This window comes from Companilactobacillus halodurans (assembly GCF_009600985.1).
In the GTDB taxonomy this organism is placed as follows: Bacteria; Bacillota; Bacilli; order Lactobacillales; family Lactobacillaceae; genus Companilactobacillus; species Companilactobacillus halodurans.
Genome location: NZ_VDFP01000216.1, coordinates 1 through 1,157, shown reverse-complemented (window position 1 = coordinate 1,157; position 1,157 = coordinate 1). Strand labels below are relative to the sequence as shown.

At 38.0% G+C, this 1,157-nt stretch carries 1 protein-coding gene; it reads left to right on the top strand.

The window, feature by feature from the left end; all coding sequences use genetic code 11:
• Positions 1-1,157 (top strand): ABC transporter ATP-binding protein (locus FHL06_RS13720; protein WP_153387211.1); only part of this gene is annotated, 1,157 nt, incomplete at both ends.

Sequence of the window (1,157 nt, the reverse complement as noted above, 5' to 3'; positions counted from 1 at the left end):
ATACCAATTATTGTGTTAATACTTCTACCAATTGGACGCATTATGTCAAAACTAGGTCGTAAACTTCAAGCTGCTACAGCCGACTTTAACGCTGATGCTAGCGAAAAGTTATCAGAAGTTCGTTTGATCAAGTCTAGCAATGGTGAAACATTTGAAAAAGTAACTGGTGGTAAATTTATCAATCGTATTTTCAATGTTGGGATTAAAGACGCCAAAATAGAAGCAGTCTTACAACCAATCATGACTACAGTCATGTTAGGAATTTTCGTTGGTATCTTAGGATACGGTGCCGTTAGAATTCAACAAGGAACTCTATCAAGTGGTTCCTTAGTCGCCTTTTTACTATACCTTTTCAATATCATTACCCCCGTAGCCAGTTTTGCAACCTTCTTTTCACAGGTTCAAAAAGCTATGGGTTCAACTGAAAGAATTCAAGAAATTCTTAACACCGAACCTGAAATTTCTACTGTTGGTGAAGAAGTTGATGTCGAAGGTAAAACCGTCACTGCTGCTCATTTGAATTTCAGCTATGATGCCGACCATCAAATCTTGCACGATGTTTCCTTTGAAGCTAAGCCTAATACAGTAATTGCCTTTGCAGGTCCTTCCGGTGGTGGTAAATCAACTATCTTTGCCCTATTAGAAAGATTTTATCAACCCGATAGTGGTTCAATTTTAATCGGTAAAAAATCTATCAAAAATATTGATCTAGCAAATTGGAGATCTCAAATTGGCTATGTATCTCAAGACAGTGCTGTTTTTGCCGGTAGTATTCGCGATAATCTCCAATATGGTTTAAACAAACAATTGACTGACGAAGAACTTTGGCATGGTTTGAAATTGGCCTACGCTGATGAATTTGTCAAAATCTTCCCCGAACAATTAGACACCCAAATTGGTGAGCGTGGTGTTAAATTATCTGGTGGTCAAAAACAACGAATTGCTATTGCCAGAGCTTTCTTACGTGACCCTAAGATTTTAATGCTCGACGAAGCAACTGCAAGTTTAGATTCTGAATCAGAAGAGAAAGTTCAACGTGCTTTGGATCAACTAATGGTTGGACGCACAACTTTAGTTATCGCACATCGTCTTTCAACAATCGTTGATGCAGATCAAATTTACTTCATTGAAAAAGGAACAGTAACCGGACATGGTAC